Source organism: Novosphingobium sp., from assembly GCF_036733805.1.
Taxonomy (GTDB): domain Bacteria; phylum Pseudomonadota; class Alphaproteobacteria; order Sphingomonadales; family Sphingomonadaceae; genus Novosphingobium.
This window is the reverse complement of the sequence record NZ_DAIMZT010000011.1, coordinates 43,025-62,100: the sequence shown is the minus strand read 5'-3', so window position 1 is coordinate 62,100 and position 19,076 is coordinate 43,025. Positions and strand designations below refer to the sequence as shown.

Genomic DNA, 19,076 nt, shown 5'->3' with positions numbered 1-19,076 from the left:
TCCACCTGCAGCAGGAAGCGCACGGCTCTGTCTTCTGGCATCCCAAGGGCTATCTCATCTGGCGCGAGCTGGAAGCTTATATGCGCCGCGCCATCGATGGCGCCGGCTACCGCGAGGTGAAGACCCCGCAGGTGATGGACGCGCGCCAGTGGGAGCAGTCCGGCCACTGGGGCAAGTACCGCGAGAACATGTTCGTCATCCCCGACGAAGTGCCCAACGTGGAGGATGAAGGCCCTCTGGTCTCCGACGAGGCCGAGTGGATGGCGCTCAAGCCCATGAATTGCCCGGCCCACGTGCTGATCTTCCGCCAGGGCATCAAGTCTTACCGCGATCTGCCGCTGCGCATTTACGAGAACGGCTGCTGCCATCGCAACGAACCGCACGGCGCGCTGCACGGCCTGATGCGCGTGCGCCAGTTCACGCAGGACGACGCGCATATTTTCTGCCGCGAAGACCAGATCGTGGCAGAGGTGCAGGCGTTCTGCGAACTGGCGGACCGCATCTACAAGGACTTCGGCTTCACTTACTCTATCAAGCTTGCCCTGCGCCCGGAAAAGCGCTTCGGCAGCGACGAGATGTGGAACAAGGCCGAGGCGGAGCTGCGCGACGCGGTGGTCCGCGCGGGGCTGGCCACCAAGGAATACGGTTGGGAGGAACTGCCCGGCGAAGGCGCTTTCTACGCTCCCAAGCTGGAATGGCATCTGACCGACGCGATCGGCCGCACCTGGCAGGTCGGCACGATCCAGTCCGACCGCGTGCTGCCGGAACGGCTCGACGCCAGCTATATCGGCGAGGATGGCGACAAGCACCGGCCGGTCATGCTGCACCGCGCGATCTTCGGCTCGTACGAACGCTTCATCGGCATCCTGATCGAACACTTCGCCGGCAAGTTGCCGGTCTGGCTGGCGCCGGTCCAGGCGGTCGTGGCCACCATTGTCTCGGACGCGGACGCCTATGCCGCCGATGTCGTCGCCAGGCTCAAAGCGGCGGGCGTGCGTGCGGAGATTGATCTGCGTAATGAGAAGATCAATTACAAAGTGCGTGAGCACTCGCTCAAGAAAGTCCCGCACCTCCTCGTCGTCGGCAAGCGCGAAGCGGAGGAAGGCACTGTCGCGGTGCGCACCCTGGGTGCCGAGCATCAGAAGGTCATGAGCCTGGACGAGGCGATCGCCATGCTCAAGGGCGAGGTTACCCCGCCGGATTTGCGGCCGTGATCCAGCGCGAGCTTCTCGACACGGCGCAAGTGCCCGGTGGCGAGAAGCTGGAACTTTACCGGCACGACCGGGACTTCATGATCGTGCTGGGCCACAACGAGCTGATGAGCACGCGCAAATGGGGCAGCGAGGAAGCGCTGGCCGTGATGTCGGCGGAGCGCATCAAGAGCGCGAAGCAGCCGCACGTGCTGATCGGCGGTTATGGCATGGGCTTTACCTTGCGCGCCGCACTGAAAGTGCTGCCCGCCGATGCGCGGATCACGGTCGTCGAACTCATGCCCGAGATCATCGCCTGGGCGCGCGGCCCCATGGCGCAAGTTGCCCAAGGCTGTCTTGACGATGCCCGCGTAAATCTGGTCATGGCGGACGTGGCCCCTATCATCGCTGGTGGGCTCGGCGAATATGACGCCATCCTGCTCGACGTCGATAATGGACCGGACGGACTGGTGCGGGCGGACAACGACATACTCTATTCCGGCTCGGGCCTGCGCGCGGCCAAGGCGGCCCTGGCGCCGGGAGGCGTGCTGGCGATATGGTCCGCCGCGCCCGACGCCGCGTTCAACCGCCGGTTACTGAAGGCCGGCTTTGACGTAGATGAAGTGAAGGTTTCCGCCCGCAGCAACGGCAAAGGGCCCAAGCACGTGATCTGGTTCGCGCGGGCCGGACGGACGTAACGGTGAGAGAAAAAATGGGCGACCCGTCACGAGGCTGGGCCGCCCGAGGTGGGGAGAAGCGGTTCATGCCGCGCCAGATGGCGGCGGCACGGACCGGCAGGAACGCTTTTCGCGCACCCGCCGCTTCGCAACATTGATCGGGGTCAAATGTTGCAGCCGCATTCTTTTTTCGCCGCGCGCCGCTTTGGAGGTCCTGTTAAACCCCGCGCGCATCTGCCGTCCTGGGAACGGATGGAGAAGACCCGCTTTAAGCCGACCCCGATCCCGAGAGAGCGCCGGCGCAACAAATGCGCCCGCTTTGCGCTAACCAACTCGCGCGGAGAAGCGATCGAGGTCATGGTTCGCGACATCTCCTCCAAGGGGTTGAGCGCCGCGGCTCTCGGCGTTGCGCCCGCGCTGAACGAAGTGGTGCGCGCGCAGCTCGAGGACGGGCGGGAACTGTGGGGCCTTGTGCGCTGGACGGAAGGAAACCTGTTCGGCGTGGAGTTCGACACCAATGCGTGACGTTTACACCGCCGAACTGAACCGCCTCAGCGAATCCCTGCGATAAGGATCGAAGCGCGCTGCAATAGAGCGGGCATAAGGCAGGCCGTCGGGCGCGATCACCAGATCCGCGCCATCCATTTCGCACAGGCCCGCATCGAAATAGGCTTGCAGCGCCGGCAGCGCCTCCGCGCCAAAGTCGGGCTCGATTCGCGCGCGCGCCCGGCACAGCAGCCCCTCGATCACTGCGCCGCGCCGCCGGTCGTCAAGCGAGCGGGCAATGCCGCGGTTAGCCGCGAGATGATCCTGCGAAAGCAGCATCCGGTAACGTCCAGTGTTCTTCTCGTTCTGCACAAGCAAATCAGCAAAGCTGCTGACGGCGGACGCGCCCAGACCGATGAGCGCCGGCGCCTGATCCTCTGTAAAACCCTGGAAATTGCGCCGCAGGGTCCCGCTGAGCGCCGCCTGCGCCAGAGCATCACCGGGCCTTGCGAAATGATCGAAGCCCACCGGGACATAGCCGTGGTCGAGCAGGAACTCATGGCCGAAAGCGGCCATGCGGAAACGGCTTTCGGCATCCGGCAGGGCGCTGGCGTCAATCTTGCGCTGGCGGGGGATCAAGTGGGGCACGTGCGCATAGCCGAACAACGCAACCCGATCAGCGCCGAGGGCCACGGTCTGTTCAAGCGAACTCTTCAAATGCGCCATGGTCTGGCTGGGAAGGCCGTACATGAGATCGAAATTGAGCGAGCGCACTCCGGCGTCCCGCAGCATCGCGGCGGCGTTCTGTATCATCCGGACCGGTTGTACGCGCCCGATCGCCTTCTGCAGTGCCGGTTCGAACGTCTGGACGCCAAGGCTCGCCCGCTCAATCCGCACCGCGCCGATCACAGGTGCCCATTCGGGGCCCAGAGTGCGCGGGTCCAGCTCGATCGAGATAACCGGGCGCTCGCTCGATTCGGACCGGATCGCGAACTCTACCGTCAGCGTATCGACGATGCGCACGAAGTCGATCGGCGAAATGCCGTTGGGACTGCCACCCCCCAAAGCGATGCGCGTTACTCTTGCCGTTCGAGGCAGATGTTCAGCCACCAGCGCCACCTCGCGGTGAAGCGCATCGAGATAGCTGGCCACGCGATCGGTGCGGTTGGCGACGCTGGTGTTGCAGCCGCAATACCAACAGATCTTCTCGCAAAAGGGGATATGGACGTAGAGCGAAATGTCCCCCTTCTCGCCCCCCAGCGCCGTGACCAGTTCTCCGGTCCCGACGCCCGGCGCAAATTCCGCCGCCGTCGGGAAGCTGGTGTACCGGGGTACGGGAATCGCCAGAAGATCAGGATGATACGTCCACATGCAAAGCCTGATCGCTCATCCAGAGCGAAAGGTCATTGCGATCGATCAAGCCGTTTGCGGGAAGAACCCGTGTGGCAACCCTTGGCACAGCACGGGCCCTGCGGCGGGCCCGGCGGCTGATCGGGAGAACCGGCAGGCACGTTCACAAAGCCTCCGCCACACAGCGGCGCGACCATGCCGCGCGCCTCTGCCTGCAACGGCCCGATCATCGCCGGAAACAGGGCAAGCGCGCCAAGCAGGGCCAGCTCGCGTTTCAACGCACGTTTTCCTCGTCGATCAGAATGCGGTTGGCGGCGCCGTCCAGATCTTCGAACTGCCCGCTCTTCATGGCCCAGAAGAAGGCTCCCAGCCCACCAAGCCCCATGAACAGCGCAAGCGGGATGAGAAAGCCGAGAATAGTCATGCGACTTTCTCCTTACCCGCCACATGCGCAAGCCGCAACGAATTGCCGACCACCAGAAGCGAGCTGGCCGACATGGCGATGGCGGCGATCAGCGGCGTCACGTATCCCAGAATGGCAAGCGGCACGGCCAACAGGTTGTACAGCACAGCCATCGCGAAGTTTTCCTTGACGATGCACATGGTCGCGCGGGCCACGCGCACTGCCAGCGCCACTGGCATCAGCCGCTCCCCCACGAAAACCGCATCCGCCGCCTGCTGGCTGACATCGCTTGCCCCGCCCGGCGCGATCGAGACGTGCGCCCCGGCAAGCGCCGGGCCGTCGTTCAGGCCATCGCCGATCATCAGCACCTTATGTCCCTCAGCTGCCCGCCGACCCAGCAGGTCCAACTTGTCCGCCGGCATCATCCCGCCGATCGCCACGATGCCCAGCCGCCCGCCGACCGAAGCCACGGTTTCCTCTCGGTCGCCTGACGCGATTCCGCAATGCAGGCCCCCTTCTTCCAAGGCCGCGATCGTTTCATGCACATCCAGGCGCAGTGGATCGATGAAGGGAATGCGAAGGCGCGTGCGATCGACAAGCAGATCCACCGCCAGCCCCCCCGCTTCCACTTCGGGGCGCAGCAATGCGACATCACCGCCTTCGAAACGCGCGGTCATGCCGGTGCCGGCCGTTTCAGTCACATCATCAAGCACGATGGGTTCCGCACCCGCTTCGCCGAGCGCCAAGGCCAGACCCCGGCTGAGCGGGTGCCGGCTCGACTGCGCGAGCGCCAGCGCCACTGAACGCGCACCCGCGTTCAGCGCAGCAAGATCGGTCGGGCGCGGCTCGCCCAGAGTCAAGGTTCCCGTCTTGTCAAACAGGACCTCGTCCACCTCGGCCAGCCGCTCCAGCGCCGACCCGTCCTTGATGAGCAGCCCGCGCTTCATGAGTGCTCCGGCCGCCACGACCTGCGCCGCCGGCACCGCCAGGCCCAAGGCGCAAGGGCAAGTGATGATGAGCACCGCCACCGCAATCGTCAGCGCCTGATGCATCCCCGCGCCCGCCAGCAACCAGCCACAGAAGCTCAGAAACGCGAGGGTATGCACCGCCGGCGCATAAGCGCGCGAGGCCCGATCAGCGATGCGCACATAGCGCGAGCGCGATTGCCCGGCCTCGTCCATCAGTCGCGCAATATCGGCAATGGCGGTGTCCTGCGCCGCCGCCGTAATCTTAAGGCGAACCGGGTTGCCCAAGTTAATCATCCCGGCGTGAATCGCATCTCCCGGCCCGGCGGGACGCGGCTCGCTTTCGCCGGTGAGCATCGAGGAATCAACGGTGGTGCGCCCCTCGATCACCGCGCCGTCAGCCGCCAGCGCTTCTCCGGCGGCGACCAGCATGACCATGCCCGGCGCCAGCCGCTTCGCCTCGACATAGCGCGTTGACCCGTCGGGCTGCACCACGTGCGCGCCCCGCCCCATCCGGCCCAGCAGCGCGGCAATGCCGGAACGGGCGCGATTGCGCATCATCGCGTCCAGCGCCCGCCCGGCGAGCAGGAAGAACAGCAGCATGACAGTGCCGTCGAAATAGGCGTGCGCTCCGCCGGTCACGGTCTCATAGAGGCTCATCGCCGTGGCCAGCAGCACGCCGATCGAGATCGGCACGTCCATGTTAGTGCGCCTGTACCGCAAGGCCATCAACGCGGATGCGAAAAAGGTGCGCCCGGCATATGCGATTACGGGAATCGCGATAAGCGCGCTGATCCAATGGAAAAGCTGACGGGTAACCGCGTCCGCCCCCGACCAGATGCTGATGGAGAACAGCATGATGTTCATCATGCCGAACCCCGCCACCGCCACCGCGCGCATCAGCCGCCGGGTTTCAGCGTCATCGCGGCCCAGCGGGTTTTCCGCCGCGCGGTCAGCCTCGAACCCGAGCTTGCGCAGTTCCTCGATGATCGCATCGTCAGCCAGTTCGGGCACATGGCTGACGGCCACCCGCTTGGCCGAGAAGTTGACGCGCGCGACGGCGATGCCGGGCATTGCGCTCAAACCGCGCTCGATCTTGCCGATGCATCCGGCGCAGCGCATGCCGGGCACGGTGAAGCGACTATCGACGCAGGGAACGGCGGCGTCCGTCAGCACGGCGGCGGAGGCGTTCATGAGACCGGCCTCTCGCCACGCCAGGTCTTGCCTTGGGCCTTCACCACAAAGCGGAGCATCCAGCGCCCCGCCGGAAGCGGCCTGGCGCTCCTGTAAGCGCCCGCGGCGTCAGGTGCGAACCCAAGCTGCATGTCAGGCAGGCGGCCCAGCGGATGGCGCGCCTCGGCGATCACCGAAGCATCGCGCGGAACGCCGGTCAGCGTGACGCGCACACGCCCGTCGCCGTCGCGGGCGGCCGCGACCTTCCAGCCGAGCGCCCGTTCCTTGGCCGCTTCATCCAGCCAGCGATTGAAGTCCTGGCTGGCGACATAGGAGTTTTCCACCACCTCGCCCCCAAAGGTGGAGGTAGCTAGCGTGGCCATGACGACATTAACGGCCAAGACCACGGCAAAGGCCGAAAGCAGGATCGCGGCCATATGCCAGCCGGTGAAGGGGCGAAGCCGCCTTTCAAGCCCCTGGGGCATGCGGCTGTCGTGACTGAATCCCATCATTCACCTCCTCGGACTGTCGAACTTCACTTCGGCCTTGTCTGCCTCTCGCGGCTCGCCCACCGCCTGCAGCGTGAACGTCAATTCATCCTCGTCGTCGGTAGCGGGTGCGACTACGTAGACGCGCAAGCTTTGCGTCTCGTCGGCGGGGACCGTACGAGTCAGCACCGTCGACGCGTCGTCCCGGTCCATATCCTCGGCCCACATCGCGGCGCCTTGCAGGCCGTGAATGGCGATCTCCATCCGGCGCGGCCGCCCCTCCATGTTGCGCAGGCGCAGCGTGTAAGCGTTGCGCACCGAACCGTCGCTCATCAGGATGTACGGCGGGTTGCGGTCCTTCGCGACATTGAGCTGAGTGTGGACGCGAGTGCCGAGCATGAACAGCAAGGCAAGACCGATGGACGACCATGCGGCAAAGTAAAGGACCGTCCGAGGCCGCCAGATCAGCTTCAGATGGCGCGTCGGCGGCTGGCCGGCCTTCTCGCGCTCGGCATCCTCCAGCGTGGCGTAATCGATTAGCCCGCGCGGACGGCCGGTTTCCTTCATGACCCGGTCGCACGCATCGATGCACAATGCGCATGTGATGCAGCCGATCTGCGGCCCTTCGCGGATGTCGATGCCGGTCGGGCAAACCGCAACGCATTGGTTGCAATCGACGCAGTCGCCAAACTGGCCGGGGTTACGTTCCGCCTTCTTCAGGCTGCCGCGCGGTTCCCCGCGCCAGTCCTTATACGTGACGATCAGGCTCTTCTCGTCCAGCATGGCTGTCTGAATGCGCGGCCAGGGGCACATGTAGATGCAAACCTGCTCACGCATGAACCCGCCGAGCACGAAGGTCGTCATGGTCAGCACGGCCACAGTCGCATAAGCAACCGGATCTGCGGTGCCGGTCCAGAACGCATGCTGCAGCGTCGGCGCATCCGCGAAATAGAAGATCCAGGCGCCGCCCGTTGCAAAGCTGATTGCGAGGTACACCATCCACTTGGCAAGTCGCCGGGCGATCTTGCCGGCCGTCCACGGCGCCTTGTAAAGGCGCATGCGGGCATTGCGATCGCCATCGAACAAGCGATCGACATGCTGAAACAGGTCTGTCCAGACCGTTTGCGGGCAGGCATAGCCGCACCAGGCACGGCCAACCGCGCTGGTCACCAGGAACAGCCCGATGCCCGCCATGATGAGCAGGCCGGCAACGAAATAGAACTCCTGCGGCCAGATCTCTATGCCGAACATATAAAAGCGGCGATGCGCGAGATCGACCAGCACCGCCTGCTTCGGCGAATAAGGCCCGCGGTCCCAGCGCAGCCATGGCGTGCCCCAATAGACTGCCAGGCACAGCGCCATGATCGCCCATTTCAGGCGGCGGAACTTGCCGTCGATACGCCGGTTGAACACCGGCTCGCGCTTTTCGTAAAACGAGAACGGTTGGTCTTCCGTCTTAATGGGCTCGGGCCTGTTCATTGCTCTCGTCCGCCTGAACACTACCGCGGCGACGGCGACGGCGCGCCGATCGGCGGCGATGCCTGAGTGAACGCCTCGCCTCCGCCCAGCGAATGCACATAAGCGGCCAGCATCTTGATCGTGACCGGATCGAGGCGGCCGCCCCAGGCCGGCATCACTCCGTGACGGGGGTTAGTGACTTGCGCGCTGACAGCTTCGCGCGTGCCCGCATAGAGCCAGATGGCATCGGACAGGTTAGGCGCGCCGAACTGGCGGCTGCCCTTGGCATCTGCCCCGTGGCAGACGGCGCAGTTGGCCTGGAACACTGCTGCGCCGCGCCCCGAGGCTGCGCTGGCCCTCTCCTTGCCGGACAGGCTGAGGACGTAGCTGGTCACATCCTGTATCTGAGCGGGGGTGAGGATGCCGTCCTTGCCGAAGGCAGGCATCTGGCTCATCCGCGTCTCGACATCGCCGGGTTGGCGGATGCCGTGAAGCAGTGTCTGCTGGATCGTGGCAAGATCGCCACCCCAGAGCCAGTCGTCATCATTGAGATTGGGAAAGCCGTTCGATCCTGCGGCCCCCGCGCCGTGGCATTGCACGCAGTTGACCTTGAAGGCTGCCGCCCCGCCGGCCACGGCCGCGTGCATCAGCTGGGGATGCTTGGGCAAGTCCTCGATCGGCATGGTCCGCAGCACCGCCACCGTCCGGGCTCGGTCGCCCGCGGCGGATTTCAACTCCTTGTCAAGCTGGCTGCGGCTTGACCAGCCGAGCAGGCCCTGGCTGCCCTGGTGAAGCCCCGGAATGGCCGGATAGGCGATCACATAACCAATCGAAAAGAGGATCGTCGCGTAGAAGGTCCAGAGCCACCAGCGCGGCATCGGAGTATCGAGTTCCTCGATCCCGTCCCATTCATGGCCAACGGTCTCGGTGTTCGTCGCCGCATCGACCCGCCTGCCGGCGCCTGCCGACGAATTGCTAGCGTTAGCCATCGTTCTCATCCTTGAAGATCATGTTGGCTGCTTCATGGTTCTTCGCTTTCGCACCCGGCCGGAATGGCCAGGCGGCAAAGCTCACAAAGATCCCCGCCATCGCCACGAGCACCCAACTGTCCGCGATCTGCCGCAGCGTTTCGTAAAGGGAGTGCCCACTCATCGCCCGTGCTCCGATGCCAATTCCTCCTGCGCCGCCGCACCGTTGACATCGACCATGGTGCCCAGGACCTGAAGGTAAGCGACAAGCGCGTCCATCTCGGTCACACGGGAGGGGTCGCCGTCGAAATCGCGAATCTGCGCCTTGGGATAGCGCTTGGCTAGATCGCCCGCGTCAGCCTCGGGATCAGCTTGCCCCTTGAGATCGGCGAGGGCCATCTTGATGTCCTGATCGGTGTAAGGCACGCCCACATCGCGCAGCGCCTTGAGATTGGCGGCAACGTCCGGCACGTCGAGGTCCCGGTCAGCCAGGAAGGCGTACTTGGGCATGACGCTTTCCGGCACCACCGACTGCGGGTTCTTCAGGTGCTGCACGTGCCAGCTGTCCGAATACCGGCCACCCACGCGGGCGAGATCGGGGCCGGTGCGCTCGGAACCCCACTGAAACGGATGATCGTACATCGATTCCGCGGCGAGGCTGTAATGCCCGTACCGCTCCGTCTCATCGCGGAAGGGGCGGATCATCTGACTGTGGCAGACATAACACCCCTCGCGCACATAGATGTCGCGGCCCGCCTGTTCGAGCGGCGTATAAGGGCGCATGCCGCGCACTTTCTCGATGGTGTTGTCGATCCAGAACAGCGGCGCGATTTCCACGATGCCGCCGATCGCGACAGTAACAAGCGCGGCGAGGCCAAGAAGCGTGACATTGCGTTCAAGCGTCTTGTGGCGTTCGACTATGGTAGTCATTATTCAGGTTCCCTGTTCGTCGCGCTCAGGCGTCAACCGTTGCAATGGCCGTTGCCGCAGCATGGACCGGCGTGGAACTCGCCATCGGCTTGTCTGCTGCAGGATCGTAAGCGGCCTGGTGCAGCGGCGCTTCGTCGCGCAGCTTGCCGAGAATGGTCGCCCAGATATTGACGGTCATAATCACCCCGCCCGAAAGGTAGAGCAGGCCACCAAAGGCGCGCAGCGCATACATCGGATGCATGGCGGCGACGGTATCGGCGAAAGAGTTCACCAGATAACCGTCCGGCCCATACTCGCGCCACATCAGGCCCTGTGTGATGCCGGCCACCCACATGCTGGCGGCGTAGAAGACGATGCCCACAGTCGCGAGCCAGAAGTGCCAATTGACCATGCGCAGCGAGTAGAGCCGTTCTCGGCCCCACAGGCGCGGCACGAGATAGTAAAGCGCGCCGAAGGTTATCATCCCGTTCCAGCCCAGCGCGCCGGAGTGGACATGGCCGATGGTCCAGTTGGTATAATGCGAGAGCGAGTTGACGCTCTTGACCGACATCATCGGGCCTTCGAAGGTGCTCATGCCGTAAAAGGCCAGCGCCATCACCATCATGCGAATGATCGGATCGGTACGAACCTTGTCCCAGGCGCCGTTCAGGGTCATCAGGCCGTTAATCATGCCGCCCCAGCTCGGCATCCACAGCATGACCGAGAAAACCATGCCCAAGGTCTGCGCCCAGTCCGGCAGGGCGGTGTAATGCAGGTGATGCGGCCCCGCCCAGATATAGAGGAAGATCAGCGCCCAGAAATGGATGATCGATAGGCGATAGCTGTAGATCGGCCGTTCCGCCTGCTTCGGCACGAAGTAATACATCATGGCCAGGAAGCCGGCGGTGAGGAAGAAACCGACCGCGTTGTGGCCGTACCACCACTGCACTAGCGCACCCTGGACGCCGCCGAACAACGGATAGCTCTTCGATCCGAAGAAGCTTACCGGCACGTCGAGGTTGTTGACCACGTGCAGCATCGCCACGGTGATGATGAAACCCAGGTAGAACCAGTTGGCGACGTAGATATGCGGTTCCGACCGCTTGACGATGGTGCCGACGAACACGGCCAGGTAAGCGAGCCAAACGATCGTCAACCACCAGTCGACGTACCATTCAGGCTCGGCGTATTCCTTGCTTTGCGTGATGCCCAGCAAATAGCCGGTTGCCGCCAGCACGATGAAGAGCTGATAGCCCCAGAACACAAAGCGGGCGAGAGCCGGGAAGGCCAGCCGGGCGCGGCAGGTGCGCTGCACCACGTAAAAGCTCGTCGCGATCAGAGCATTGCCGCCGAAGGCGAAGATCACCGCCGAAGTGTGCAGCGGACGCAGTCGCCCGAAATTCAGGTAAGGTGCGAGGTCCAGCTGCGGCCAGGTAAGTTGCAGGGCGATAAAAAGCCCTGCGGCGAACCCGGCCATGCCCCAGAACACGGTGGCGATCACGCCCCAACGGACCGGATCGTCGTCGTACCTGCCGTGGTCCGGCATCTTCAGCACGCCCCGCGCGATCGCCGAGTAATCGGCGCTGCGGATGGTGAACCAGGCCGCAAGCAGCGCGGCGAGCGCCACGATTCCCATATGAATCGCAAAACCGCCATCCGCCGCCAGGGCGATCCCGATGACGGCAAGGAATAGCACGGCAAGCCACATGCCTGCCCGCGCGAGGACCGTTACCATATGCTTCACTTTCGAGAGTGTTGCTGAACCTTCCCCGTGCCTTGGAGGCAAACGGGAGACGGCTCATTGACGGGAATCAAAATGCCGCGCAGCGCCCGATAAACCGCGAAATTTCGTGAATTTGCGCCCGATCAAATGCGCCCGCCCCGATCCGTAGGACAGATGTCCCCGCAGCCGCTCAAGAGGGGGGATCGCGCGGTGCGGTCCCGGCGGCGATGGAAGAAGATTCTATGCGCAAGACCATTATGCTCGCCGCGCTGAGCGCGGCAACGACGCTGGCCACTCCTGCTTTGGCGGGTAGCCCGGACGGCAAAGTCCAAGTCAAGGTGATGGGATCGGCCGTGCTTCCCGACGGCGGGATCGACAAGATCAAATACGTCGACCCTGCGCTCGCCGCTACTCTTGGCGGGATGGGCATCAGCAAGATCGATACCAAAGCGAACGATAATGTCGTGCCCACGCTGGCGATCGAGTATTTCCTTAGCGGCAACGTCTCCGTCGAGACGATCTGCTGCTTCACGCAGCACCACGTCAACGGCGCCGCGGACCTTGCGGGCACCAATCTCGTGAACCACGTGCTGATCCTGCCCGCCACCCTCACGGCGAAGTATCATGTGAAACTGGGCCCGATCCGGCCTTACATCGGTGCGGGCCCGGCGCTGTTCATGGTGTTCGGTGAGAAGCCCGCCGCCACCGCGCGGGCGCTCGGCGTCGATCGGGTCAAAATGTCCAACTCGGTCGGGGCCGTTCTACAAGGTGGCATCGACATCCCGTTGGGCCAAAGCGGCTATAGCATTTCACTCGACGCGAAGAAGTATTTCATGAAGCCGACGGCCAAGTTCTACGCTGCAGGCGCCAAAGTGCTAGAAACCAAGCACAATCTCGACCCCTGGGTGCTTAGCGCCGGCTTGGCCTATCGATTCTGAACGCTTATGAACGTGCCGCGACTCTCCGCTTACGCCGGCGACACGGCATTGCAGGTACAGCATTTGCACATAAGAAAAGGCGGCCGGATCGACCGCCTTTTCCCTCCTCTCCAAACCCGTGGACGTGCCCGTCTGTCGCGTGGCTGCGTCGTGGTTTGAAACTTATTCAGCCGCCGTTGGCGGCGCTGCCGGTCTGGGCAATGCCTGACTGCAGATAGGGAATGGGATTCACGGCCACGCCATCCACCCGCACTTCATAATGCAGGTGCGGGCCGGTGGAACGGCCGGTGGTGCCGACGAAGCCGATCAGATCGCCCTTGTGAACGGTCTGTCCCTCCGCCACATTAAGGCGCGAGAGGTGGCCATACCGGGTTTGCATTTCGCCGCCATGCTCGAGCGAAATGAACAAGCCGTAGCTGCTGAACCAAGAAGCGCGACTGACGACGCCGTCTGCCGGAGCATAGACCGGGGTGCCTACCGGCGCCGCCAGGTCAATGCCTTTATGCTGCCGCATCCCGCCGAGCACCGGATGTTCACGCATGCCAAAACCGCTCGTCATCACGTCCCGGTCCAACGGATTGCGGGACGGAATGGAGACTGAGGCGATGCCGACGGACATGGCCGGCTTGGCCTTCGAAACGGCGAGACCCGTCTGTTCGAAATTCTGCCAGGAGCTGAAAAGGGTGCGAAACTGCTCGTCCTCGCCACCGGTGACGGACTGATTGGCGGATTGGGCCGCACGCAGCGGAGCGGAAATGTCGGCGGCAGCGGCGCTGCTGTTAGCCATCGCAGGGTGCGCGGCGACGGTAAGGCCCGCAGCGGCAAGAATACCGGTCACTGCGCGGAACTTGACGAAAAGATTCGTTACGACCACTCGCAATACCTTATTATTCGCCGAATTCCGCCCGGATCGACGCTCGCTCCCCTATGCGCTCATAGCGCGCACGGATTTGTTAGAGATGGTCGGAACCCCCCGCCTTCTCACAAATTTGGGCTTAAACGGTCATCTCACGTTCACGCAACCCCACCATAAAAATCCCGCGACAAACCGGCTGCGAGGCGCGCTGAGTCGTTGAACGGCGGCTTCAGCACGCCGCGAAAGTGCCGGGAAACCAGGGTTTTCCACAGGTCCGCGGTAACCGCGCCGAAACGTTTGGCCACTTCGCCGAAATGATTTGCGCCAAAACGCACATGCTGGATTTCGTCGTCAAGTATGCGTTGCAGGATTCGCGCGCCGCGTTCGTCGCCTGCGGCGCGGACCCGCGCGAGCGTGGTTGGCGTGACATCGAGGCCCCGCGCCTCCAGAACCATAGGAACGACGGCGAGGCGGGCGGCGACGCTATGTCTGGTATCGTACGCTGCGTTCCATAACCCTCCATGGGCGGGGAGCGCCCCATAATGGCTGCCCAGCGCGCGCAAGTGCCGGTCTATCAGCGTGAAATGCATGGCTTCGTCCGCCGCCACCGAGAGAAAATCGTTGACGAACCCCTCGCCCATTTCACCGCCGAAGCGCCCCGCCATGTCAAGCGCGAGATCGATGGCAACGAACTCGATATGCGCCAGGGCATGCCAGAGCGCGATTCGGCCGCGCTCGGAGCCGGCCTTGCCGCGCCTCGGCATCCGGCCCGGCGGCAAGAGTTCCGGTGCATCCGGGCGGCCGGGAACATCCGGCATTTCCGCATCGAACGCGAAAGCGAGCCGCCCCAGCCGCCAATCGCGCGCGACTTTGCGCGCCGCCATAACCTTGGCCCGCGGATCGCATTCGAGCAGCGCCGCGCGGATGGCGTTTGAGACGGAACGACGGTTGAAGGGGGCCATTCAAAGCGCTCTGGCGGCCTCCAGCACCTCGGCGGCATGGCCTTTGACTTTCACCTTGTCCCACACCCTTGCGATCCGGCCGTCCGGGCCGATCAGATAAGTGGTTCGCACCATGCCCATGTAAGTGCGGCCGTAATTCTGCTTTTCCGTCCAGATGCCGAGAGCGTCGGACAAGCCATTTTCCTCGGCATCACTGGCGAGCGGCGCGGCGAGGCCATGCTTGGCGATGAAATTGAGATGTTTTTTGGGCGAATCCTTGCTCACCCCCAAAAGCGCCACGCCGGCCGCGTCAAACTCTGCCTTCAGTGTGGAAAAGTCTATGTTCTCAACGGTGCATCCCGGTGTGTTGTCCTTGGGATAGAAAAACACGACGAGTTTCCGTCCGGCGAAATCCGACGCTTTCACGCCCGCGCCATCGGGCGTTTCAAGGGCGATGTCCGGAAAGGGATCGCCAACGCCGGGTTTGTTGTTCATTATTTCATCTCCAGAGTTTCGCCGAAGGCTTCGTTCCAGGCCGTGGCCACTTGCGTACGCGCAGCGGCCAGCCCGGCCATGAGGTCTTCCCAGTCGCCATAGCCGCATGCGTGCACTAATGCCACGCAGGCCGCCGGACACGGCACTTGCGAATCCGGCGCAAGCAGACGGGCCGCCACCAGGAAACGCGTCAGCACGTCATGCGCTTCGCCAAGCGGCAGCGCCAGCACCCGGATCGCCTCTCCGATATCCGGGTTCAGCCCTTTGCCCTCGCGCAGCTGAACGAAGTGCACGATGAACTCCAGATCGACCAAACCGCCGCGCGCCAGCTTGATATCGAGCGGCCCCTTGGGCGGCTTGTGCGCCGCCATGGTGGCGCGCATGTCCAGCACATCCGCGCGCAGCTTCGCCGGATCGCGGCGAGTTCGCAGCACCTCGCCGATCACGCGAGACAGCGCCGCACGCCCTTTCGCCGAGCCGTAGAGGGGCCGCGCGCGGCAAAGCGCCATATGCTCCCAGGTCCACGCCTGTTCGCGCTGGTATCGTTGAAAACTATCGAGACTAGCGGCGGGTGGTCCCTGCTCCCCCGAAGGCCGCAGCCGCGTATCGACCTCGTAAAGCGCGCCTTCCGCGGTCGGCACGGAAAGCGCGGTGATCGTCCGCTGCGCCAGGCGGTTGTAATAATGCGTCGCCCCCAGCGGCCGCCGTCCGTTGGATTCAGAGCGGAAATCGCCATTGAACAGATAGACCAGATCAAGGTCGGAAGCATACGTCAGTACACCTCCACCCATGCGGCCCAATCCCAGCACCAGCAACTCGCTGCCGCGTATCCGGCCGTGAACCGTCTGAAATTGTTCGACGGCGGCATCGGTCAGCACCACCAGGGCAGCCTCGGCAAGGCGGGCCAGCGCCTGGCCGATCGCAATCGGATCATTCGCGCCTTCGATCAATTGCACGCCGAGCATGAAGCGCTTCTCGCCCACCTTGCGGCGCACGGCGTCAAGCTTGCGCTCATAATCATCGCCGCGTTCGAAGCGGGAAAATTCGGCCACCAGGCTGGCCGGATCGCCCGGCAGGTCGAAAGCGCTGGCGTCGATCAGCGGATCCAGCAAGTCCGCCCGGCGCGCCAGCGCATCGGCCAGCGGCGGGGCCAGGCTGAGAATGCGCGCCAGCAGGGCCAACAGGGCCGGCCGCGCTTCCAGCAGATTGAACAGGTTGATCGCGCTGGGCAGATTGCTGAGCAATTGCTCCCACCGCGCGAGCGCGCGTTCGGGCTCAGGCGCGGCGGCCAGCGCGGCGAAAAGGTCGTGCCGGATGGATGCAAAGGCGGCGCGCGCCGCTTCCGAACGCAATGCTCTGACGCCGCCGGACAGCCAGCCCTCGACCCGCGCGGCCAAGGCCGCCGCATCGGCAAAACCCAGCGTCTCCAGTTCCTCGGGCAGCGATCTCTGTTCCGGCATGGGGACGGACACGCCCGTCCCGCGTGGCGCATTGGCCATAACCAGCGCATCATAACGATCGCTGACCGCCTCGGTGATCGAGGCCAATTCCGCCAGCAGGGCTTGCCCATCCGCGAGGCCATCGAGCCGGGCGACCGCGTCGATCGCTTCACCCGTGCGCGGCAGACTATGCGTCTGTTGGTCCTGCATCATCTGCAGCCGATGCTCGATCGTGCGCAAGCGATCATAACTGTCGCCGAGCAGGCAGGCGTCGTCAGACGAAATGAGCCCCACCCAGGCCAGCGCGTCAAGCGTGGCGCGAGTGCCGCGCAGGCGCAGTGCGGGGTTGCGTCCGCCGTGAATGAGCTGGAGAGCCTGGGCGTAGAACTCGATTTCGCGAATGCCGCCGCGGCCCTTCTTCAGATCGAAGCGAGGGCCGACAACGGGTGCGCCCCGCGCATTAGCGCGAATTTGGGCGGTCAGCCGCCCGATCTCGGCAATAGCGCCGAAATCCAGGCTGCGTCGCCAAACGAACGGTCGGATGGCGGCAAGAAACGCTTCGCCCGCCGCAACGTCTCCCGCGCAGGCGCGCGCACGAATGAAGGCGGCCCGCTCCCACGCGAGCGCCGAAGATTCGTAATGCGTGAGCGCGGCATCGATCGAGATGGCGAGTGGGCTCACCTCCGAAGCAGGGCGCAGCCTTAAGTCGACGCGAAAGACGTAACCCTCGTCGGTGACCCGCGACAGCGTTTCCACCACGGCGCGGGCCACCCGCTGAGCGGCTTCCCCTGGCTCGTCACGCTCGCGCCGAGGCAGCAGTACGGGATCGAACAGCAGGATCGGATCGATATCCGAGCTGTAATTGAGCTCACCCGCACCGTGTTTGCCTAGCGCCAGAGCTAGGAAACCGGCGGGCTCGCTCTCTGGCACGCGGCGGCGAATGCCTTCGGCGATCGCCGCGTCAAGCGCGCGATCGGCAAAGGCGGAAAGTTCGCTGGTCACGCGCAGCAGCGAAAAGCCCCCCGCCAGATCTCCGATTGCAAGCGAGAGCGCGAGCGCCTGCTTCTCCCGCCTCAAGGCGGCGCCCACGTTTGGCGCCCCGATGCCTGCTGCCTTTGCCCAGACAAGCGCACCTTCACCGTCTCCCGCCGCAAGCAGCTGCGCCAGCATGGGCAAACGATCGAGCGCGCTCGCCAGATAAGGCGCATAAGCGCGAGCGCGGGCAATGGCCCCGGTCCAGTCAGCGGCGGTCATGCCGCTTCCCTGCCCTCGCTACGCGTCTAGAGCAAGACGCCTAGCCGCCTTGCATGCCCGCCAAGGCTCTGGCACCACGGCAACTCCCCAAGCCATTCGTCAGGTCCCGTCCATGCAAAAGAGCTTCTATCCGCCCGCCATGGCGGCCCTCGCAGCACTCGCGCTGAGCGCCTGCGCGTCAAATTATGCCGGGCCGAAGATGCCCAAAGGCACGGCCCTGCCCCCGCCCGAAGACACCGCAGCGGGCGAAACGGACGTGCCCGCGCCATTGGCGGCGCAGGCAACCGAGCCTCTCGCTGCGTCTTCCGGGAGCCCGGCGCCCGGCACCGCCTCAATTGGGAACTAAATTTAGTGTCAACATACGCATTGCCTCCGGAATGGCACCCGCAGGACTGGATCTGGATCGGCTTTCCGCACGATCCCGCCGAATGGCCGGGCTTCCTGGAAGCCGCGCAAGTGGAGATCGCGCGGTTTGCCAGCGCCGTTGCGGAGACTGGGCAGGAAGTGCGCCTGCTGGTGCGCGACGAGGCCAATCGTGCGCGGGCGGCAGCGCTGGTCTCGGCCAAAGTCAGGCTGGAGACGCGGCGCTATGGCGATGTCTGGCTGCGCGATACCGGACCACTGGTTGTGATGGACGAGGCCGGTCATCGCAAAGCCATGCGCTTCGGCTTCAACGGCTGGGGCGGCAAGTACCTGATGGACGGTGACCACGAGATTGGCGCCGAATTGGCCCGGGACGCGGGACTGACGGTGGAAACGGCGGACTGGATATTGGAAGGCGGCGCGCTTGACGGCGACGGAACGGGCCTGGTCGCCACAACTGAACAATGTCTGCTCAATCCCAACCGCAATCCGCACCTCACCCGCGTCGATCTGGAAATGCGGCTGCGGCGCGACCTGGGCTATGGCCGTGTGCTATGGCTGGGCGACGGCCTTATCAACGATCACACCGATGGCCATGTGGACAACCTCGCCCGTTTTGTCGCCCCCAATGTGATGGCCGTGCCGCGTGCGACGGGGGCGGATGATCCCAACGCAGCCATCTACGCCAACGCCAAAGCCCGCGCCGAAGCGGCAGGCGTCGTCGTGCGCCAAGTGCCTTCACCGGGCCGGGTGGAGACCAATGGCCGGATCGAGCCGGCAAGTTACATGAACTTCGCAGTGACGTCGCGGCTGGTGGTGGTCCCGACTTACGGCACACTTCATGACGCGGACGGTGTTGCCGCTATCGCCGAACTCTTTCCTGACCGCGAGACACTGGGCATCCGCGCCAACGCCGTGCTGGCAGGCGGCGGTTCGTTCCATTGCTCCAGCCAGCAGATGCCGGCTTGGAACTTCGCTTGAGACTGAAGGATGCAGGGCA

Annotated in this window: 19 protein-coding genes; 5 read left to right on the top strand and 14 right to left on the bottom strand. The window is 64.3% G+C overall.

Translation table 11 applies throughout. The features are described from left to right. The 3 genes from thrS to V7D69_RS04890 all read left to right on the top strand — a co-directional run. The coding region (thrS, locus tag V7D69_RS04900; protein ID WP_333605203.1) for a threonine--tRNA ligase at positions 1 to 1,214 on the top strand (1,214 nt) is incomplete at its 5' end. Then, positions 1,211 to 1,888 carry a spermidine synthase gene (locus V7D69_RS04895; protein ID WP_324064434.1) on the top strand — a complete coding sequence of 226 codons (678 nt, stop codon included), beginning with the start codon at positions 1,211 to 1,213 and terminating at the stop codon, positions 1,886 to 1,888. The genes thrS and V7D69_RS04895, both read left to right, overlap by 4 nt. Before the next feature lie 231 nt (positions 1,889 to 2,119). Next, on the top strand, positions 2,120 to 2,392 hold the full coding sequence (locus V7D69_RS04890) for a histidine kinase (protein WP_324064433.1): 273 nt from the start codon (positions 2,120 to 2,122) through the stop codon (positions 2,390 to 2,392). Positions 2,393 to 2,395: 3 nt separating this feature from the next. Here the strand turns inward: V7D69_RS04890 and hemN are convergent, their stop codons facing one another. The 10 genes from hemN to ccoN are packed head-to-tail and all read right to left on the bottom strand — an operon-like array spanning position 2,396 to position 11,802. Continuing rightward, positions 2,396 to 3,724: an oxygen-independent coproporphyrinogen III oxidase gene (hemN, locus tag V7D69_RS04885; RefSeq protein ID WP_324064131.1), complete on the bottom strand. Its 1,329-nt coding sequence runs from the start codon at positions 3,722 to 3,724 to the stop codon at positions 2,396 to 2,398. 32 nt (positions 3,725 to 3,756) lie between these two features. Then, positions 3,757 to 3,981, bottom strand: coding sequence for a hypothetical protein (locus V7D69_RS04880; protein WP_324064130.1), 225 nt, complete (start codon positions 3,979 to 3,981; stop codon positions 3,757 to 3,759). Continuing rightward, a complete protein-coding gene (gene ccoS, locus V7D69_RS04875; protein ID WP_324064129.1) occupies positions 3,978 to 4,127 on the bottom strand; it encodes a cbb3-type cytochrome oxidase assembly protein CcoS in 150 nt (49 codons plus the stop codon). The genes V7D69_RS04880 and ccoS overlap by 4 nt, the downstream gene beginning before the upstream one ends. Beyond that, complete coding sequence (locus V7D69_RS04870) at positions 4,124 to 6,265, bottom strand: heavy metal translocating P-type ATPase (RefSeq protein ID WP_333605202.1); 2,142 nt, start codon at positions 6,263 to 6,265, stop codon at positions 4,124 to 4,126. Before V7D69_RS04870 ends, ccoS begins: the two co-directional genes overlap by 4 nt. Beyond that, entirely contained in the window at positions 6,262 to 6,756 is a 495-nt protein-coding gene (locus V7D69_RS04865; RefSeq protein ID WP_324064127.1) for a FixH family protein, read from the bottom strand. Before V7D69_RS04865 ends, V7D69_RS04870 begins: the two co-directional genes overlap by 4 nt. Beyond that, the gene (ccoG, locus tag V7D69_RS04860) at positions 6,757 to 8,211 is read right to left on the bottom strand and encodes a cytochrome c oxidase accessory protein CcoG (RefSeq protein ID WP_333605201.1); all 1,455 of its coding nucleotides are present in this window, start codon (positions 8,209 to 8,211) and stop codon (positions 6,757 to 6,759) included. 20 nt (positions 8,212 to 8,231) lie between these two features. Then, entirely contained in the window at positions 8,232 to 9,179 is a 948-nt protein-coding gene (gene ccoP, locus V7D69_RS04855; protein ID WP_333605200.1) for a cytochrome-c oxidase, cbb3-type subunit III, read from the bottom strand. Then, positions 9,172 to 9,342 carry a cbb3-type cytochrome c oxidase subunit 3 gene (locus tag V7D69_RS04850; protein ID WP_324064123.1) on the bottom strand — a complete coding sequence of 57 codons (171 nt, stop codon included), beginning with the start codon at positions 9,340 to 9,342 and terminating at the stop codon, positions 9,172 to 9,174. Before V7D69_RS04850 ends, ccoP begins: the two co-directional genes overlap by 8 nt. After that, the gene (ccoO, locus tag V7D69_RS04845; RefSeq protein ID WP_333605199.1) at positions 9,339 to 10,088 is read right to left on the bottom strand and encodes a cytochrome-c oxidase, cbb3-type subunit II; all 750 of its coding nucleotides are present in this window, start codon (positions 10,086 to 10,088) and stop codon (positions 9,339 to 9,341) included. The genes V7D69_RS04850 and ccoO overlap by 4 nt, the downstream gene beginning before the upstream one ends. A gap of 25 nt (positions 10,089 to 10,113) precedes the next feature. Beyond that, a complete protein-coding gene (ccoN, locus tag V7D69_RS04840) occupies positions 10,114 to 11,802 on the bottom strand; it encodes a cytochrome-c oxidase, cbb3-type subunit I (protein WP_333605198.1) in 1,689 nt (562 codons plus the stop codon). Between the two features lie 230 nt (positions 11,803 to 12,032). On the opposite strand from ccoN, the gene V7D69_RS04835 reads away from it, so the two are divergent. After that, complete coding sequence (locus tag V7D69_RS04835) at positions 12,033 to 12,728, top strand: OmpW/AlkL family protein (protein ID WP_324064120.1); 696 nt, start codon at positions 12,033 to 12,035, stop codon at positions 12,726 to 12,728. 166 nt (positions 12,729 to 12,894) lie between these two features. On the opposite strand, the gene V7D69_RS04830 is transcribed toward V7D69_RS04835, so the two are convergent. The 4 genes from V7D69_RS04830 to V7D69_RS04815 form a co-directional block, all read right to left on the bottom strand. Further along, positions 12,895 to 13,602 (bottom strand): M23 family metallopeptidase, encoded by a 708-nt coding sequence (locus V7D69_RS04830; RefSeq protein WP_324064119.1) that lies wholly within the window; start codon positions 13,600 to 13,602, stop codon positions 12,895 to 12,897. 140 nt (positions 13,603 to 13,742) lie between these two features. After that, a complete protein-coding gene (locus V7D69_RS04825; RefSeq protein WP_324064118.1) occupies positions 13,743 to 14,546 on the bottom strand; it encodes a ferritin-like domain-containing protein in 804 nt (267 codons plus the stop codon). After that, entirely contained in the window at positions 14,547 to 15,020 is a 474-nt protein-coding gene (locus tag V7D69_RS04820; RefSeq protein ID WP_333605197.1) for a peroxiredoxin, read from the bottom strand. It lies immediately after the preceding gene. Beyond that, the gene (locus tag V7D69_RS04815; protein WP_333605196.1) at positions 15,020 to 17,713 is read right to left on the bottom strand and encodes a bifunctional [glutamine synthetase] adenylyltransferase/[glutamine synthetase]-adenylyl-L-tyrosine phosphorylase; all 2,694 of its coding nucleotides are present in this window, start codon (positions 17,711 to 17,713) and stop codon (positions 15,020 to 15,022) included. Before V7D69_RS04815 ends, V7D69_RS04820 begins: the two co-directional genes overlap by 1 nt. 351 nt (positions 17,714 to 18,064) lie before the next feature. Here V7D69_RS04815 and V7D69_RS04810 point away from each other — a divergent pair, with 351 nt between their 5' ends. Further along, complete coding sequence (locus V7D69_RS04810) at positions 18,065 to 19,057, top strand: agmatine deiminase family protein (RefSeq protein WP_333605195.1); 993 nt, start codon at positions 18,065 to 18,067, stop codon at positions 19,055 to 19,057. The last annotated feature ends 19 nt before the right edge of the window (positions 19,058 to 19,076 follow it).

Coding starts and splice junctions, on each gene's coding strand:
- V7D69_RS04890 (WP_324064433.1), top strand. CDS start 2,120: ATGGAGAAGACCCGCTTTAAGCCGACCCCGATCCCGAGAGAGCGCCGG.
- hemN (WP_324064131.1), bottom strand. CDS start 3,724: ATGTGGACGTATCATCCTGATCTTCTGGCGATTCCCGTACCCCGGTAC.
- ccoS (WP_324064129.1), bottom strand. CDS start 4,127: ATGACTATTCTCGGCTTTCTCATCCCGCTTGCGCTGTTCATGGGGCTT.
- V7D69_RS04870 (WP_333605202.1), bottom strand. CDS start 6,265: ATGAACGCCTCCGCCGCCGTGCTGACGGACGCCGCCGTTCCCTGCGTC.
- V7D69_RS04865 (WP_324064127.1), bottom strand. CDS start 6,756: ATGATGGGATTCAGTCACGACAGCCGCATGCCCCAGGGGCTTGAAAGG.
- ccoG (WP_333605201.1), bottom strand. CDS start 8,211: ATGAACAGGCCCGAGCCCATTAAGACGGAAGACCAACCGTTCTCGTTT.
- ccoP (WP_333605200.1), bottom strand. CDS start 9,179: ATGGCTAACGCTAGCAATTCGTCGGCAGGCGCCGGCAGGCGGGTCGAT.
- V7D69_RS04850 (WP_324064123.1), bottom strand. CDS start 9,342: ATGAGTGGGCACTCCCTTTACGAAACGCTGCGGCAGATCGCGGACAGT.
- ccoO (WP_333605199.1), bottom strand. CDS start 10,088: ATGACTACCATAGTCGAACGCCACAAGACGCTTGAACGCAATGTCACG.
- ccoN (WP_333605198.1), bottom strand. CDS start 11,802: ATGGTAACGGTCCTCGCGCGGGCAGGCATGTGGCTTGCCGTGCTATTC.
- V7D69_RS04835 (WP_324064120.1), top strand. CDS start 12,033: ATGCGCAAGACCATTATGCTCGCCGCGCTGAGCGCGGCAACGACGCTG.
- V7D69_RS04825 (WP_324064118.1), bottom strand. CDS start 14,546: ATGGCCCCCTTCAACCGTCGTTCCGTCTCAAACGCCATCCGCGCGGCG.
- V7D69_RS04820 (WP_333605197.1), bottom strand. CDS start 15,020: ATGAACAACAAACCCGGCGTTGGCGATCCCTTTCCGGACATCGCCCTT.
- V7D69_RS04815 (WP_333605196.1), bottom strand. CDS start 17,713: ATGACCGCCGCTGACTGGACCGGGGCCATTGCCCGCGCTCGCGCTTAT.